16 protein-coding genes are annotated in these 16,260 nt (G+C 63.1%); 4 read left to right on the top strand and 12 right to left on the bottom strand.

Features of this window, described 5'->3' with window-relative positions:
- Positions 1 to 4 precede the first annotated feature (4 nt).
- From NKJ11_RS28960 to NKJ11_RS28930, 7 genes are all read right to left on the bottom strand, one after another.
- Positions 5 to 772 carry an ABC transporter permease gene (locus NKJ11_RS28960; protein WP_352794824.1) on the bottom strand — a complete coding sequence of 256 codons (768 nt, stop codon included), beginning with the start codon at positions 770 to 772 and terminating at the stop codon, positions 5 to 7.
- A 100-nt stretch (positions 773 to 872) separates the two neighbouring features.
- Complete coding sequence (locus NKJ11_RS28955) at positions 873 to 1,880, bottom strand: ABC transporter substrate-binding protein (protein WP_128303952.1); 1,008 nt, start codon at positions 1,878 to 1,880, stop codon at positions 873 to 875.
- A gap of 207 nt (positions 1,881 to 2,087) precedes the next feature.
- Positions 2,088 to 3,380 carry a hypothetical protein gene (locus NKJ11_RS28950; protein ID WP_352794823.1) on the bottom strand — a complete coding sequence of 431 codons (1,293 nt, stop codon included), beginning with the start codon at positions 3,378 to 3,380 and terminating at the stop codon, positions 2,088 to 2,090.
- 107 nt (positions 3,381 to 3,487) lie between these two features.
- On the bottom strand, positions 3,488 to 4,219 hold the full coding sequence (hutC, locus tag NKJ11_RS28945; RefSeq protein WP_352610854.1) for a histidine utilization transcriptional repressor HutC: 732 nt from the start codon (positions 4,217 to 4,219) through the stop codon (positions 3,488 to 3,490).
- Positions 4,220 to 4,251: 32 nt separating this feature from the next.
- A complete protein-coding gene (locus tag NKJ11_RS28940) occupies positions 4,252 to 5,277 on the bottom strand; it encodes a zinc-dependent alcohol dehydrogenase (protein ID WP_352794822.1) in 1,026 nt (341 codons plus the stop codon).
- Between the two features lie 15 nt (positions 5,278 to 5,292).
- Positions 5,293 to 6,615, bottom strand: coding sequence for a histidinol dehydrogenase (gene hisD, locus NKJ11_RS28935; protein ID WP_352610856.1), 1,323 nt, complete (start codon positions 6,613 to 6,615; stop codon positions 5,293 to 5,295).
- Positions 6,616 to 6,822: 207 nt separating this feature from the next.
- Positions 6,823 to 7,596, bottom strand: a complete 774-nt coding sequence (locus tag NKJ11_RS28930; RefSeq protein WP_352794821.1) for an SDR family NAD(P)-dependent oxidoreductase — start codon at positions 7,594 to 7,596, stop codon at positions 6,823 to 6,825.
- 130 nt (positions 7,597 to 7,726) lie between these two features.
- On the opposite strand from NKJ11_RS28930, the gene NKJ11_RS28925 reads away from it, so the two are divergent.
- Both NKJ11_RS28925 and NKJ11_RS28920 read left to right on the top strand, forming a co-directional pair.
- A complete protein-coding gene (locus tag NKJ11_RS28925) occupies positions 7,727 to 8,830 on the top strand; it encodes a histidinol-phosphate transaminase (protein WP_352794820.1) in 1,104 nt (367 codons plus the stop codon).
- Between the two features lie 268 nt (positions 8,831 to 9,098).
- On the top strand, positions 9,099 to 9,302 hold the full coding sequence (locus NKJ11_RS28920) for a hypothetical protein (RefSeq protein WP_245486178.1): 204 nt from the start codon (positions 9,099 to 9,101) through the stop codon (positions 9,300 to 9,302).
- A gap of 137 nt (positions 9,303 to 9,439) precedes the next feature.
- Here the strand turns inward: NKJ11_RS28920 and NKJ11_RS28915 are convergent, their stop codons facing one another.
- The 5 genes from NKJ11_RS28915 to NKJ11_RS28895 form a co-directional block, all read right to left on the bottom strand.
- Positions 9,440 to 10,123, bottom strand: a complete 684-nt coding sequence (locus NKJ11_RS28915; RefSeq protein ID WP_352794819.1) for an SGNH/GDSL hydrolase family protein — start codon at positions 10,121 to 10,123, stop codon at positions 9,440 to 9,442.
- A 64-nt stretch (positions 10,124 to 10,187) separates the two neighbouring features.
- Positions 10,188 to 11,141, bottom strand: a complete 954-nt coding sequence (locus NKJ11_RS28910; RefSeq protein WP_023809400.1) for an ABC transporter permease — start codon at positions 11,139 to 11,141, stop codon at positions 10,188 to 10,190.
- A 3-nt stretch (positions 11,142 to 11,144) separates the two neighbouring features.
- Positions 11,145 to 12,107 carry an ABC transporter permease gene (locus NKJ11_RS28905; protein ID WP_023809401.1) on the bottom strand — a complete coding sequence of 321 codons (963 nt, stop codon included), beginning with the start codon at positions 12,105 to 12,107 and terminating at the stop codon, positions 11,145 to 11,147.
- A gap of 10 nt (positions 12,108 to 12,117) precedes the next feature.
- Positions 12,118 to 13,629: a sugar ABC transporter ATP-binding protein gene (locus NKJ11_RS28900; RefSeq protein ID WP_023809402.1), complete on the bottom strand. Its 1,512-nt coding sequence runs from the start codon at positions 13,627 to 13,629 to the stop codon at positions 12,118 to 12,120.
- Positions 13,630 to 13,710: 81 nt separating this feature from the next.
- Complete coding sequence (locus NKJ11_RS28895) at positions 13,711 to 14,790, bottom strand: substrate-binding domain-containing protein (protein WP_023809403.1); 1,080 nt, start codon at positions 14,788 to 14,790, stop codon at positions 13,711 to 13,713.
- Between the two features lie 342 nt (positions 14,791 to 15,132).
- Here NKJ11_RS28895 and NKJ11_RS28890 point away from each other — a divergent pair, with 342 nt between their 5' ends.
- Both NKJ11_RS28890 and NKJ11_RS28885 read left to right on the top strand, forming a co-directional pair.
- Positions 15,133 to 15,783 (top strand): SGNH/GDSL hydrolase family protein, encoded by a 651-nt coding sequence (locus NKJ11_RS28890; protein WP_023809404.1) that lies wholly within the window; start codon positions 15,133 to 15,135, stop codon positions 15,781 to 15,783.
- 57 nt (positions 15,784 to 15,840) lie between these two features.
- The coding region (locus tag NKJ11_RS28885) for a helix-turn-helix domain-containing protein (RefSeq protein ID WP_352794818.1) at positions 15,841 to 16,260 on the top strand (420 nt) is incomplete at its 3' end.

Here is a 16,260-nt window from a genome sequence, read left to right as displayed (position 1 = left end):
GACCTCATTGCGAGCGGCCCTCTTGCTTGAACAGCACCTTTTCCAGCGCCTTCATCACCTGGTCGGTGATGAGGCCGAGCAGGCCCAAGAGCAGGATGTAGCCGATGATCGTGTTTGTCTGGAAATAGCGCTGCGACACGGTGATGCGATAGCCGAGCCCCGATGTCGCGGCGACGAGTTCGGCCAGCACCAGCCACGTCCATGCCCAACCCAGGCTGATGCGCAGCGTATCCCAGATGCCCGGCAAGGCGCTGGGCACGACGATGCGCGTCAGGATCTTGCGATCCGGCAGGCCTAGCGTGCGCCCAAGGCCGATGAAATCGGTGGGAACCCGTTTCACATTGTCCATGATCATCAGCACCTGCTGGAAGAAGGTGCCGATGAAGATGATCAGGAACTTCTGCGAATCGCCGGTGCCGGCCCAAAGGATGGAGAGCGGCACGAAAGCGACGACCGGCATGTATCGGATGAAATCAACCAGCGGCTCGATGGCCGCCTCCCAGGAACGGAAACTGCCGATCAGCACGCCGATCGGTATCGACAGGGCCGAGGCGATGAGGAAGCCGATGGAGATACGGTACATCGAGGCTTTGAGGTCCAGCCACAACGTGCCGTCGGCAGCGAGCTTGGCGATCTGCGTCGCGACGCTGCCCGGCGAAGGCAGGAAGATCGGCTTTACCAACCCCAGTCCGGTCGCCGCCCACCAGGCAAGGCCCAGCCCAACGAACACGGCCACCGCGATGATCAGAAAGCGCGACCTGGCGATGGGCACGCCGATCCCGGAGGATCGGCGGCGCCTCGCCTGTTTCGCGATCGGTCCTGGCGCCGGTCGCTCCCCGGGCATCTGCGTCACCACCGCGATCCGGCCTTGATCATTCCGCCGCCTTGACGAAGGACGGGTCGATCATCTGCTCCGGCGTCACGTCGGCCTGCAGCAGCTTGGCGTTCTTGGCGGCGGCTTCGACATCGGCGAAGGTCTTGGTGGTGAAGTCGCCGGTGAGCGCCGTCTTGTTTTCGGCCAGCGAGTAGTAGCGCACGCCGTCAAAGGCGGTGTTGAGGTCCTTGACGTCCGAACCGACAGCCTTGGCGATGATGGCGCGGCCGCCGGGCGTATCAGCATTGTAGTCCTTGAGCGCTGCGTCCCAGCTCTTGATCATGGCCAGCACCTGGCCGGGCCGCGACTTGATCACCTCGTCACGCACCACCAGCACGTCGCTGATCAGGCCGGGATCCTCGCCGGCGGTGAACAGAAGCTTGAGGTCCTTGTTCTGCGCCATGGCGACGGTGAGGTACGGTTCATAGGTCACCGCGACCGGCACCTGGCCGGCGATCAAGGCGCTGCCGGCATCGGACGCCGGCATCGGGACCGGCTTCACATCGTCGATCGACATGCCGTTCCTGGCGAGCGCGTATTTGAGCAGGATGTCGCTCGTCGTGCCTTCCTCGAAGGCCACCTGCTTGCCCTTGAGGTCCGCGATGGAGGTGACGTCCTTGCCGGCGATGATGGCGTCGGCGGTCATGGAGACGTCGAGCAGCAGCACGATCTTCACCGGCAGGCCGGCCGCGACCATGCCCATCGCCGTGTGGGTGGCGATGTTGGCGGCGTCGAGCTGGCCGCTTGCAAGTGCTGCATTGATGTCCTTGTCCTCGGCGAAGTTGACGATCTGGACGTCGCCCAGCCCGTTTGTCTTGAACAGGCCCTTGGCCTCGGCGACATGCCACTGGCCATAGCCGAGCCAGGGCTCGATGCCGATCTTGAACGCTCCTGCCTCGGGCGTGGTGGGAATGGCCGCATCGGCCGCGTAGGCTGCCGGGGCGGCGGCGAGTCCGACGGCGGCGGCCATCACGAGCGCGCGAAACTGTCCTGTTAGGTTACGCATCATCTTTGTTCCCCTTGATGATCAGACCGCTTTTTCTAACTGAGGTAGCCGGCCTGGTGAGACTGCGGGTTTCTGCTCTTGCGGCACTGTGCCTCGGCGTCTTACCTGCCACTTCATGGTGAAGTGCGAGGATATTTCAGCGTCAGCGGGAGCGGATGTCAAGGCTAAAATACATACATGCATATACAAGTTGGAAAGACTCAATTTTCACGCTTTTTCCGGATCGATCCGGTCGAGGAAACCTGTCACCCGATCGGCCCCGGCAACGGGCTCGCTGCCAACCATGACCGCGACTGAGAAGGCAATGAGGGAGGAGACCGGCGTGTGGCTGCGCGCGCCAGCCCGCAGGTTCATAACCAGCGTCGGCGACAGGAAAAGACCGGCTCGCAGCACCGCGCGCCAATCGGCCGGCAGCATGCCGCGCCGTTTGAGCTCCAGCAGCAATGGCCGCCACAGCGCTGTCGCCTTGACCTCCAGCAGGTCGCGGCGGACGAGGCTCAGGTCCCAGTCCGTGTCGACATGGAGCAGATTTCCGTCCAGCCGCGCCTGCGCGCGAAAAGCCTCTGTCGCGGTCGCCGGATCATAGAGCCAGAACGGGTGGGCGAAGATGTTGTGAAACGTCGCCTTCACCTCGGCCAGCAGCGTCGGGATATGCGAGCCGGCAAAGGCAGGATCGAAGAAGGACAGCTCCGCCCTCCCCGCCTTCGCCGTGTACCAGACGTTGGCGTTGTGGGCGTCGCCATGCGCGACCACGCCGCCGGCATCGGCAAGCCGGTCCGGCCGTAAGCGCACAGCCGCGGCATCGAAAAGCTCACCGATGCTGTCGGTGTACTGCTGGTCGTTGATGACGAATTTCAGCCGGGAAAACCGGTCCCAATCCAGCTCGGCACCGGGAAAGACGAACGGCTTGCCGACATAGAAATCGGCCAGCCTTCCGCCTGGTGACAAGCGTGTCTCGGCATCGATCAGCCGCTCATGAAACAGCCTGTGGATCGGCTCCGCCGCCACGTCCTCGACAGTGACGGGATGCAGCGTCTCGAGATAGACCTTGAGCAGCCTGGCCGACAGGTCGCGCTCGGCAAGAACGGCTTCTTGCCGCTTGCAGGCATCGTCCTGCCCATCCAGCGCGAACAGCACATCCGAAAATCTTGGATCCGTGCGGCGGCGATAGACAAGGATCTGCTCGCCTGGTTGGGCAGACATATGCACGGGTTGGTCGACCGGCAGGCCGGCGCGCGACAGAATCTCGGCGCGGTAATACTCGCCCGTCATCGCCTCTTCCCGCTCCTCCTGATGGAACTTGAAGAAGTAGGCCTTGCCATCGTCCTCGAAGAAGCCGTTCAACGAATTGAGGCTGTACTTGTCGAAGTTGATGCGCACATTGCGGGGGGTCATCGCGAACAGGTCGCCCAGCAATGCCGCCAGCGCGCTTTGTGCTTCGGCAACATCATGCTGCGCGAGTGCCCGGATCTGCGCCGTGCGACTCGGTGTCTGCGTCATCTGTTGTCCTTCTTGGCCCGTTCATTCGAGAGCGAAAGCGTTCTCGTCAGCACATGTATATACATTGACAACGAAACCGCTCCCGACTTGCATTCATCCTGCTTCCGTTAGCTGCTTTTTGAAGGGGAATAGCGGCTGCCGAGCGAGTAGCGGCTGCCGGCATAAGTCAGCTTGCTGATCGTGGCCACCACCGCGCCTGTCCATGTCCGGCGGTGCAGGAAGAGGCAGCAGGCGCCGACATCGATGCCCAGATGCCGCGCCGTCTCGCCATCGGCCGGGATGGCGGAAATGATATGCTCGACCTCGGTCACCGGGGTTTTCTGCATGAGGTAGTCATAGGTCGCCGTCTTCGAAAAATCCTGCTTGTCATAGTCGGGGATGAGGCTCGGATTGACGAAGCGCTCTTCGAGTTGCACCGGCAAATCATTCTCGAAATTGACGACGACAGAATGATAGATCGGGACGCGCTTTGCGAACTCGAACGACAGCGCCAGCTCCTTTGTCGGCATGATGGTTTCGAGGACGAGGACTTCGGATCGATGCCTGTTGCCGCGCTCGACGATCTCGGCTGCGATGTTGTTGATCTCGATCAGCGTCGATTGCGGCCGCGGTGGCGCGATGAAAGTTCCCACACCTTGCAGACGGATCAGGAACCCGGCCGAGGTCAACTCTCTGAGCGCCCGGTGAACCGTCATCCGCGACACGCCGAGTGAAGCCACCAACTCATTCTCGGACGGCAGCTTGCGATCCTTGCCCCACCGGCCCGTTCCGATGTTGGCCAGGATGTAGTCCTTCACCTTCTCGTAGAGAGGGCTGGCCGTGTCGGGCAAAGTGATCATTTCAAAAGTCCTTTCCGGCGATTCATCGGAAATCACGACTGCTCGACAGGTTGCCGCATGCGGATGATTGTTTTCAAGCCGTCGCTGTGTCCCGCCAACAGCCGCTCATAGGCAGCCGGAATGTCATCCAGGCCGATCTCCTGGTCGATCAGCGCCAACAGCGGTTCGCTGAGTTCACCTAGCATCCGCACGGCCTCGGGCAGCTCATCGGCAAAGGCGTGGCATCCCAGCAACCCGATTTCGCGTTCGACCAGCGTATTGGGATCAATGTCGAGGCGGCCGTGAAAGATGCCCACCATGGCGATCGTGCCGCCGGGATCGAGAACGCCGAGCAACTGATTGAGCGCCGCAATGCTGCCGGTCGCCTCAATGGCCGCGAGCAGCGGCGCATTGGCAGTCGCAGCGGCAACGGCATCCCGGTTCAGATCGACGATCGTGGCACCCGCCACCCGCGCCACCCGGGCGCAGCGGCTCTGGTTGCGGTCGGCGACGAGCACGGTGCCGGCGAAGGTCCGCGACAGCAGCAGCGCGGCAAGACCACCGATCGGCCCGCAGCCGACCACCAGCACCGCGCCTGCCATTTTCGGCAGCCGCCGCACCGCATGCAGCGCCACCGCCAGCGGTTCGGCCATCGCCGCAACCCGCTCGTCGAGCGCGGCATCGATGATATGCAAAAGCCGTGCGGGCAGCACCGCCTGTTCGGCAAATCCGCCGTCGCAGATTTCTCCCACGAAGCCCAGCGACGCGCAGAGATGCCGCCTGCCGGCATGACATTGCGCGCAGTCTCCGCACCAGAACCGGGAATCGGCAACCACCCTGTCACCGACGGCGACGCTATCAACGCCTGCGCCGATGGCGGTCACCGTGCCGGTGAGTTCATGGCCGGCCGTCGAAGGCGACCGGCTTATCCACTGTCCCGTGCGGAAATTATGCAGGTCCGAACCGCAGATGCCGGCGGCATCGACCCTGAGCTTCACCCAGCCCGCATCCGGCACGCCCGGCGCGGCGACATCCTCGACGCGCAGATCGCCGGGTCCATAGAGTCGAGCAGCCTTCATCGCGATCGTTTCCGCTCAACCGGCGAGATAGCGGTCGCGGATTTCCGAGACCGCGTTCTCGTGCGAACTGAAGCCCTCGTAGCGGGCGAGCCTGCGGGCGTGCAGGGCAAGTTCCGGATAGGCAGTCGAGGTGACATAGCCGACCGACGAGCGCTTGACGAAATCCGTCACCGAAAGCGGGCCGTAGGTCCGCGCCCAGCGGCTGGTCGGCAGCACTGCATTGGGTCCAAGGACGAAGTTGGCAAGGGTCACCGGCGTGTGCGTTCCCATGAGGATTTCGGCCGCCTCGGTGATGCGTCCGAGATGGGCGAACGGCTCCGTCGATAGGATCTCGAGATGCTCGGGCGCATAGTCGTTGATGAAGCGGTAGCTGTCTTCCAGCGATGCGGTCAGCACGATGCCGCCGCGCTTGCCGGTCAGCACCGCGCGCGAAAACTCGACACGCTGCTCGGTCATCCGCGACCAATGCTCGGGAAGTGCGGCGAGTGCTGCTTCTGCGATCTTGCGGCTGTGCGTCACCAGATAGGCCGAGGAATCTGGCCCGTGCTCGGCTTCGATCAACAGGTCGAGCGCGGCAAGCCCGCCGTCGACGCTGTCATCGGCAAAGATGATCGCTTCCGACGGGCCCGCCGGAAGGCCTGTGTTGATGACCGACGACAGCACGCTCTTGGCCGCCACCACCCACGGGCTGCCGGGACCGACGATCTTGAGTGCGGGCTTCACCGTCTCGGTGCCGTAAGCGACGGCGGCAACTGCCTGGGCGCCGCCGCATTTGTAGACCGTGCCCACGCCGGCGAGACGCGCGGCGACGAGCGTTGCCGCGTCCACCGAACCATCCGATGTCGGCGGCGTCACGATGGCGATCTGCGGCACGCCGGCAATCACCGCCGGCACCGACGTCATCATCGTCACCGACGGGAAAGCGCCCTTGCCGCGCGGCACGTAGAGCGCAACGGATGCGATGGGCGTGTACCTGTCCCCGGCATAGGCGCCCGGCCGGACTTCCTTGAGCCACATCGTCTCCGGCTTCTGCTCCTCATGGAAGCGCCTGATGTTGTCGATGCCGAACTGGATGCTCTCGACGACGTCCCTTTCCACCTTGTCGAACGCCGCATCGAACTCGGCTTCCGACACCTGCAGTTCGCCCTCCGCGACATTGGCCTTGTCGAGTTCCCTGGCGAAGCGGATCAAGGCGGCGTCGCCTTCGTCCTTGACGGCCTGGATGATCGGCCGGACCTTCTCAACGAAGACCGTCAGATCGGCCTCGGCGCGCTTCAGCAGACTGGCGCGCTGGTCGGCATCGATGGATGACAGATCGTGGAAGCTGATGTCGGACATGATTGCTCGTCTCCTGGAACTCTTGGAACGCAATGACGGTTGGCCCGTGGATGGCCATAGTTCTGCGGGTCGACAAGCCGACCGGGGCAAGGATCAAAGCCGTCGAGAGGCTTCACTCAGGCAAAAGTATATACATGTATGTATGATGGTCGCCAGCAATTTTTCCATCATCCTTCCCGTCGAAACTGCGGAGGCAAACCTGCCTCATCAGATCGAGGCGAGAAAGCCGCCATCGACCGGAATGGACTGGCCGGTTATGTAGGCAGCCGCATCCGAAGCGAGGAACACGGCGATGCCGTGCAAGTCGTGGAGATCACCGAAACGCCGCTGCGGGATCTTGGCCAGCATGGAGTGCTGCCATGCCTCGTCGCTGTAAAAAACGTCGGTCATCGCCGTCCTGAAATAGCCCGGCGCGATGGCGTTGACCCTTATGCCAAGCTCCGCCCACTCCGCCGCAAGGGCGCGGGTCATGCCGAGCAGGCCCGACTTCGACGAGCCATACGGCACCGCGGTGGGGATTCCGACTTCGGATGTCAGCGAGCACAGATTGATGATGGCACCAGGGCGTCCGGCGTCGCGCATCTGCCGCGCGGCGGCCTGGGCGCAGAAGAACGCTCCCTTGAGATTCGTGTCGACGATCCTGTCCCACAGCGCCTCGTCGACATCGAGCGAGGGCCGCACCTCCTCCACGCCGGCATTGTTGACGAGAATGTCGAGACCGCCAAGCAGGCTGGCAGCCTCTGCGGTTGCTGCCCGGCAGCGGCCGACATCGGTGACGTCGAGAGCGATGGCGTGCGCCACTCCGCCGGCGGCGCGGATGGCTGCCGTGGTGGCCTCCAGCGAGGCCAGGCTGCGCGCCGTGACCGCGACGTCTGCGCCGGCAGCACTCAGCGCCCCGGCGATGCTGCGCCCGATGCCCCGGCTTGCACCGGTGACAAGCGCCTTCCTGCCGGAGAGATCGAAGAGAGAAGCGTTGCGCATGTGATCCTCCTGATCGGTGTCGGTTTCCGCTTCAGCGTCGAGACTATCAGATCAAGTTACATATACAAGCATATACAAACTGTTTGGGCTACGGTACGGATGACGAAATCCACCGCTGAGGAGCCCGCCCTTGTCGAAAGCCTCGGATATGGTCCGTACCGAAGTCAACCGCCTGTCGCCCTACAATTCCGGGTTGACAATTGACGAGGTTATGGAGCGATACGCACCGGCCAGGATCGCCAAACTGTGCTCGAACGAAAACCCGCTCGGGCCCAGCCCGACCCTCGCCACGACGATGCATGCCGGCTCCGAGATGTTCCGCCTCTATCCGGACCCTGCCGGGCGCAAGCTGCGCCAGGCGATCGGCGACAAATATGCCGTCACCGAGGACCAGATTATCCTCGGCAACGGTTCCGAAGACCTTCTCTCCGTCATCAGCCGTGCCGTGTTGCGGCCGGGCGACGCGGTCGTCACGCTCTATCCGTCGTTTCCGCTGCATGAGGACTACGCGACGTTGATGGGCGCTACCGTCAAGCGCGTTGTCGTCAACGACGATCTGACCATTAATGTCGATGCGCTGGTCGAGGCGGCGCGCGAGCGGCCGCGCATGCTGCTGTTCTCGAACCCGATGAACCCGGTCGGCAGCTGGCTCTCCGGCGGCGATCTGTCGAGGGTTCTGGATGCGACGAGCGACGAGACGCTGATCGTCATCGACGAAGCCTATGCCGAATATGCCGAGGGCGACGACTATGCGTCGTCCCTGCCCTATCTCGAAAAGCTGGACCGGCCCTGGATCGTGCTGCGGACCTTTTCCAAGGCGTTCGGTCTGGCCGGATTGCGGATCGGCTTCGGCATCGTCGGTGACCCGGAGCTGCGCGCGCTGCTCGACCGCGTCCGCACGCCTTTCAACGCCAACGGCATGGCCCAAGCCGCCGCACTCGCGGCGCTGGCCGACGACGAACACCTCGCCAGGGTCGTCGCGCTGGCCAGGGCGGAGAGAAAACGCGTCGAGACTTTCCTGGCAAGCAAGGGCCTCGACGTCGCCGCCTCCAGGGGCAACTTCCTGTTCTTCAACTGCCGGCAAGATGCTTCCGCCTTCGTTGAAGGCCTGCTGCGGCAAGGCGTCATCGTCAAGCCGTGGAAGCAGCAGGGTTTTGACACCTATGTGCGCGCCAGCATCGGCTCGGCTGCGGAGAACGACCACTTCATGGCCGTTCTGTCGGAACTGTTCTGAATACACGCTTTGTTCGCAATTCGGACGGGTTAGTTGACCCGCGCCTTGCGGCTGCGATGTGCCAATTCGGACACGATGTCACTCTGCGGCGCAGTTCGTTGAACGGAGGCAATAGATTTTTTGGGCTTCAAACCGACAGGAGGCCTTAACTTTCGCGGCGTGGGTTTTTACATCTCGGGGGTCTGCAAACGATCGACCCTGAGGAGGCTCCCTTGCAGCAACCAGATGACATCGCCGCCCGCCGATTGGGCATTCTCATCGAGCATATGTGGAAGCGCGCAAAAAGCACTACGACTATGTGTCGACCGAGCAGGCCTATCGGGCCATCCGGCAGGTCCTCAAACCCGCCATTCCCGATCGCGAACTCGACGACATGGTCGCCGCGCTTGCCGTGAAGAACGGCCTGGCGGTCGTTTTCGACCGCCAAACCAAAGCGTCCGCCGATCATGTCCCTCGGAGCGCAAGGCCCTAGATCAACGCAGGTCTGCAGGCGTCGAGCGCCACATCGATACGGGGCCAAACGGCCCCGTATCGATGTGTATCGCCGGAGGAACGAGCGATACACCTGCGCCATGGGCCTGTGTGCCGCAGGCCGACGGCCTGGCAGCTTCAGGCGGCAGTGCTGACCTTGCCCGGCTCGAGGATCGACTTGACCTTGTCGGCGACGGCGCGCCCCAGATCGGCGTTGTTTGCGGCGGTGAAATGAATTCCGTCGACACCGTCCGTGGTGAGGTAATCGCCGGCATTGAGGAAATCGATCTTCATAAAATCCGCCATCGCCTTGTATTGCCTGGCCAGGTCTCTGGATTTTTCGTGCCCGCCGCCGAACATGCCCTCGAACCACGGATCGGGCATCGGGGTCAGCGGCGGCGGCGCAATGACCAGCGCCTTCGGCGCCGGATACGGGGTGCCGATGCCCCCGGCACTGGTCAGGATCTGCCCGACCAGTTTCGCCATTCCATTGGCGATCTCATAAGGCGTCCGGCGGAAATAAGACTTGGTGTCGTTGGTGCCGAGCATGACAATGACCAGGTCCAGCGGCAGATGGCTGGCGATGGCCGAGGGCAGATAATTGGCCCCGTTCAGGCGCGGATCGTTGGGGTCGTCGAGACAGGTGGTGCGCGCGCTCAGGCCTTCTTCGATGATATGGTAGCCCGCCCCCAGCGCCGCCGACATCACACCGGTCCAGCGCTGGTCATAGGGGTAGCGGTAGGTCGGCGACCCCTCCTTGACCGGAACCCAGCCCCAGGTCAGCGAGTCGCCGTAGCACATGATGTTTTTTGGCGGTGACATCCATGTTTCTCCATCTGTTTGCAATTGTCTGAACGCCGGCGCACTTGCTTTTCGCCGTCTTAAGTCAGGGGTTTCGCACGCGCACTCCGTAGAAGATCGCCGCGCCGAGGATGATGACGCCCTGCGCGATGAGCTTGCCGGGCTCGTCGATGCCGAGCACCGTCATCACCACGAACAGCAGCGCAAAGCACAGCGCCCCGAAGAAGGGCCCCCAGACGCCGCCGTCGCCACGACCGAAGACGACGCCGCCGAGGATCGTTGCCGCGACCGCCAGGATCGGCAGGTCGAGGCCGACACGGACGCTGCCGACGGCGATCGAACCGGTCTGCACCAGGGCCGCGATCGCCGCGATCAGGCCGGCGAGCGTATGCGCCAGGATGACCGTGCGCTGGACCGGCACGCCGGAAAAATGCGCGGCTTCGGCATTCTCCCCGACCGAGGCGACGTAGCGGCCAAAGACGGTCCGCGACAGAAGCAGCCACACCGAAGCGGTCAGCAGGACCCAGAACAGCACCGGCGTCGGAACCGACAGGAATTTCGTGTTGTAGAGGTCGTTGAACAGCTTCGGCACATCGCCGGGCGGATTGCCGCTCGACAGGAACTGCACCAGCCCTACCAGGATGATGCTGACCGCCAGCGTGACGATGACAGCCGACACCCGCCGGCTCCCTATCATGAAGCCGTTGAACAGGCCGATGACGAGGCCGGTGGCGAGCGCCAGCACGACGAAGAAAGGCATCGACGCGCCGGGGAAAGTGCCCGACGAGATGAAATAGTTGATGAGCAGGATGATGCCGCCGCCGGAGAGGTCGATCGACTTCACCCGCATGACGACGAGCTGCCCCAGCACCAGGATGCCGAGCGGGACGATCTGCCTGACGAAGATACCCATGATGTTGAGGTTGAGCATGTTCGGTCGCGCGATCCACAGCGTCGCCAGCAGCACGAGAAAGACAAAATAGGACGGCGGTATGCGCAGCAGGCGCCGGGCGATCGGATTTGCGAGAACGGCAGCCATCTTTTAGAGCCCCATCTTCTTGCGGGATTGCAGCCCGACCACCGCCAGCAGGATGCCGCCCTTGATCGCGGTCTGGACAAAGGGGGAGACGTTGGCGAGGTTCATGCCATTGGCCAGCAGCGCCATGACCAGCGCGCCGATCACCGTGCCGTGCAGGCTGCCTATGCTGCCGGAGAGCTGGGTGCCTCCAAGGGCGACGGCGGTGACGGTGTCGAGTTCGAAAAGCAGCCCGACATTCGGATCGCCCGACACGATGCGCCCGGCCAGGAAGACACCGGCAACGGCCGCGAAACAGGAACAGACCACATAGGCGAGGATGATGTTGCGACGGTCGGAGACGCCGAAATTGCGGGCAGCACTTTCAGCGCCCGAAGCAATGCCGCCGCCAATCGCAAACAGATGCAGCCCGTATCGCGATCCGTAGAGCAGTTTCCACGCTGCCAGGATCACGACGATGCCCCAGAAAACCGGATAGGGAACGCCGAGGAAACTGCCTGAGACGGCATCGATGACGATCTCCGGCACCGTACCGCCGGACACAGGACGCAGGATGCGCGTGATGCCGAGCACGATGTACTGCGTCGACAGCGTCGCGATGATCGGATGGACGTTGAAACGGGTGATCGCCAGGCCGTTGATCAGCCCGATGAGTGCCGCCAGCACGAAGACCGCCGGGATCAGCACGACAGCCGGCTGATCGAGCGCCAGCACCGCCGTGGTGAAGCTGATGACGGAGCCGACCGACAGATCGAGCCCGCCGATGAGCACGACCACCAACTGTCCGATGGCCGCGATGATCAGCGGCATTGCCTGGGCCACCAGGTTGAAGAGGTTTTCGGCCGTGGCAAATTGTGTCGTCTCGACGGTCAGCCACAGCGAAATGAACAAGGCGACCAGCAGTGGCAGGCCCCACAGGCCTTGCCGCGTGTTCCGGCCACTCAGGATGTTGAACAGCGAGCGAACCATGGCAGCCCCCCTAGTGCTGGCGCGCGGAGCCGCCCGTCAGGGCCGCGTCGAGGATCTTGTGTTCCGTCGCCTGCGCCGCCGGCATTTCGGCAACGATGGTGTCGTCGTGGACGACGTAGATGCGATCGCAGAGCCCGATCAACTCGATCGTCTCGCGCGACAGCACCAGCACGGCGCCGCCCTTGGCGGTAAAGTCGCGCAGCAGGTGGTAGATCTCGGACTTGGCGCCGATGTCGACGCCGCGGGTCGGCTCCTCGACCAGCAGAAGATCGAGATCGGCGGCCAGGTAGCGGCCGAGGAGAACCTTTTGCTGGTTGCCGCCCGACAGGGAGCCGACCGGCGCGGACGGCCCTGCCGCCTTTATGTTCATGACCTCCATCATGCGGGCGATGACGTTTCGATACGGCTGCGCCGGCGCGAGTTCGAATCGCCTCGAATGCAATCCGATGGCGATGTTGTGGGCGATCGGCAAAGCGAGGAAGAGCCCCTCCTCCTTGCGGTCCTCGGGAACGAAGCCGACCCTCAGCTGCTGCAAATGGCGAACGCCTGATGATGCCGGGAGCGGCATTTTCAGCGCTTTGCCGTTGACGGAAATCGTCCCGGCGGAGGGATGATAGCGGCCGATCAGCGATCTCAGGAAGCGCTGCTGGCCCTGCCCCTCCAGTCCGGCCAGGGCTACGATCTCACCCTTGTGCAAAGACAGCGACAGCGGCCGCGATGTGTCGGTGATTCTGAGGTTCTCGACTCGCAGGATCTCATCACCCTTATCGCCCGTGCGATCGGGAAAAAGGTCCTGGAGTTCGCGTCCGACCATCATGGCGATGAGGTCGTCGGTGGTGATCTCGGACACCATCCTGGTGCCGACCAGTGCGCCGTCCTTCAGCACCGTCACCGTGTCGCACAGCTCGAAGATCTCCTCCATGCGATGCGAGATGTAGACGATGGCTTTTCCCTTATCGCGCAGCCGGCGGATGTTGCGGTTGAGCACATCGACATCGGCCGCGTTGAGAGCAGCCGTCGGCTCGTCGAGGATAAGCACGCTGGCGTCCGCCTGGATGCAATGCGCGATCTCGACGAATTGCCGCTCGGCTATGGTCAGGTTGGAAACGAGTTGCGACGGGTCGAGCGTGAGGCCGAGTTCGCCAAGCGCCTTGGCGGTCTGGCTTTTCATCGCCCGATAATCGATCGAGCCGAACCGGGTCGTCGGCTCCCGGCCCAGAAACATGTTTTCGGCGATCGACAGATTGGGCAGCAGCGAATGCTCCTGGAAAACGGTCGAAATGCCGGCATCGAGTGCGGCGCGCGGCGATTTCAGATCGAGCTTCTCCCCGTTCATGAAGATCTCGCCGGAATCGGGCTGATGCACGCCCGCCAGGATCTTCATCAACGTCGATTTGCCGGCGCCGTTCTCGCCCATCAGGGCGTGGACGCTGCCCGCCTTGAGATCGAGGGAAACGGAATGGAGCGCCTTGCTCCCTCCGAATGCCTTCGAAATGTGGGACATCTCGATAAGATTGGTCACGAAACCCTCGAACGAACCAAATTCAACACATGGAACGGCCTGCGGGGAATGCTTGTCCACTCCCCGCCAGCCACGGCGCCGTCACTTCTTGCCGTAATATTCCTTGAGCTTGTCCTCGGGCAGTTCGCTCGGCCACCAGACATTGGCGGTCAGGTCGTCGCGATAGTATTTTTTGGCCTTGTCCTGGTCCCATCCGTCGGGATTATAGACATAGCGTTTGTAGAGCTGCTTGCCTTCCAGAAGGGCAACAGCGGCGCGCACGCCGGCCGCACCTTGGGCGGGGCTGTATTCCGGCGAGATCGACTTGAACCCGTCCGTGATCCACTGGCCGAAATAGCCATTGTTGCCCTCGCCCGAAATCGGCGGAACGGGCGTGCCGAACTGCTTGAAGACATCGACGCAGGCGCGCGTCATGTCAGCGCCGGACGACCAGATGCCGTCAACCTGTGGGTTGTTCAGATAAAGCGTCTCGCACAGCTTCTTGGCCTTGTCGTACTGCCAGTCACCATGCTCCTCGGCGATGATCTGCACATGCGTGCCCTTGAGCGACTCCAGGAGTCCGTTGTAGCGGTTGGTGTCTTCCGGATGTCCGGCCAGGCCACGCAGGACCCAGATCTTGCCGTTGTCGCCGACGGTCTTGACCAGCCAGTCGCCCATCACCTTGCCGAAATGCTCGGCGCCGCCCTGGATTTCGGTGGTGTAGGCGTCGGAATCGATGCGACCGGTGTGGAGAATGACGGGAATGCCGGCGGCGACCGCCTTGGCGATGCTGGCATTCGCCGATGTGCTGGTCACCGGCTGCACGATGATCGCGTCGACATGCTGCGCAATCAGGTCCTCGATATCCGCCACCTGCTTCTTCTGGTCGAAGCCGGCATCGAGCAGGATGAATTTCGAGATGCGCTTGTCCTTGGCCGCGGCATTCTCCGCCTCATGCGCCACCTGTACCGTCCACGTGTTTGCGTTGACGCCGAAGTCGCTCATTCCGATGACCCAGGGCGGGTCCTTCTTGAACGCACCGGCCGCGGTCATGCGCGTGTCGTCGGGGCGCGGCGCGACGCCGTCCATCAGCTTGATGTCTTCCGCATGCGCCAGGGACGTCACGGCAAGCGTGGACGCAACTAGCATCCCCAGGCCGACGGTTTTCAGCAATCCTAACATTCAACTCTCCTCCTTGTGGTTGTCCCGGCCTACGAATTCGTATGGCCGGCCGTACGAATGTGTACTGCCGCGAGACGCTCTCCCGATGCATGCTCGTCGTCGCAAACCGACCGATGCACGCGATTCTCCCGTCCCCGAACACATGCGTGTCGAGGCCCAACCCGGGCTGGACGATGGTGACGGTTGAGAACTCCTCCGGCACTTTAGAAGCACAGCGGATTCGCCCTGTCAATAGTTAGTCATGTTGAATGACTATTCCCTTGCTTGCCTTTCACCGCTCCGCTATCCATCATGAATGGCGCTCGCCGGCTTCGGCGCGCTGTCAGTCCCGGCGGGAAAAACATGCGATCAGTCTTGTGCTACGGCGACTCCAACACGCACGGCCAGATCCCCGGCAGGGGGCCGCTCGAGCGCTATGGGCCGGGTGAACGCTGGCCGGGAATATTGCGTTCTCAGCTAGGCCCCGACTGGTATGTCATCGAGGAAGGATTGAGCGGCCGCACCACCGTCCACGACGACCCGATCGAGGGCGCCCACAAAAACGGCAGAACCTATCTTCGCCCCTGCCTGCAGAGCCATGCGACGCTCGACCTCGTCATCATCATGCTCGGCACCAACGACCTGAAGATCCGCTTCAACAAGCCGCCGTCGGAAGTGGCGATGGGGATCGGCTGCCTCGTCTATGACATCAAGGAGCTGGCGCCTGGGCCAGGCGGCTCGACGCCCGAGATCATGATCGTGGCGCCGCCGCCGATGCAGGACGACGTCAAGGAATGGAAGTCCATCTTCGCCGGTGCGCCGGAGAAATCGCGCCTGCTCGCGCTCGAGTTCGAGGTTCTGGCGGACTCGCTCGAACTCCACTTTTTCGATGCCGGCTCGGTGGTGTCGTGCAGCGAAGCGGACGGCTTTCACATCGATGCCGAGGCGCACAGATTGCTGGGCACCGCACTTGCCCGCGCGGTCGATGCCATCGGCTGGAGCCGCTCGACATGAGCAACACTAAAGCCACCGGGCAACGAGCTCCAACCGACGGGGCGACCCTTGCCTGACATGAGGTTCGCACCACCCAATCCATTGCGCATCGCCGATCGCGCGAGCGGGCTGAATGCGTTGAGCGTCCGCAGCTACAATGAGCGGCTGGTGCTGTCGCTGCTGCTTCAGAACGAAGGCATTTCGCGGATGGAAATCGGCGAAAAAACCGGCCTCTCGGCGCAGACGGCATCGGTTATCGTCCGCTCGCTCGAGCAGGAAGGCCTGGTCTCGCAAGGCGAGGCGCAGCGCGGCCGCGTCGGGCCGCCCACCATCCCGCTTTCGCTCAACCCGGAGGGCGCCTATGCGGTTGGGGGGGGGGGGGGGGCCCGCCGCGGGGGGCGCGCGCACAGCCAAGATATAAAGTGCGGCGGGGCTGTAAAAAAAACGTCGGCGGCCGGACCCGAACAGGGGGGTGGAATAGGGGGGGGGGGGGGGGTT

This window comes from Mesorhizobium sp. M0243, assembly GCF_040321775.1.
Lineage (GTDB): Bacteria > Pseudomonadota > Alphaproteobacteria > Rhizobiales > Rhizobiaceae > Mesorhizobium.
The sequence above is the reverse complement of the archived record's forward strand: the minus strand, read 5'-3'. Positions and strand labels throughout refer to the sequence as shown.